Genomic DNA, 239 nt, shown 5'->3' with positions numbered 1-239 from the left:
ATGCTGCGTAACCGCCAGCGGCTGCTGCTAAATCAACAATACCGCTACCTGGTTTCATTGATTTAATCATCTCTTCAGAATTGATTTTAGGGGCCGGTTTGCCTGGAATAAGAGCCGTTGTGATGATGATATCAAGATCTTTAGCTTGCTCAGCCATCATTTCAGCTTGCGCTTTTTGATTACCTTCACTCATTGTTTTAGCGTAACCAGTGGTACTTACTTCTGTTTCCTCTACTTAA

The 239-nt window shown here is 42.3% G+C and carries 1 pseudogene; it reads right to left on the bottom strand.

Annotation, left to right across the window (positions count from 1 at the left end):
* A pseudogene (pntA, locus tag V6256_RS15415) lies at window positions 1–232 on the bottom strand (Re/Si-specific NAD(P)(+) transhydrogenase subunit alpha); the annotation flags it as partial.
* Window positions 233–239: the final 7 nt, after the last annotated feature.

The organism is Psychromonas aquatilis, assembly GCF_038155185.1.
GTDB classification, from domain to species: domain Bacteria; phylum Pseudomonadota; class Gammaproteobacteria; order Enterobacterales; family Psychromonadaceae; genus Psychromonas; species Psychromonas aquatilis.
The sequence above is the reverse complement of the archived record's forward strand: the minus strand, read 5'-3'. Positions and strand labels throughout refer to the sequence as shown.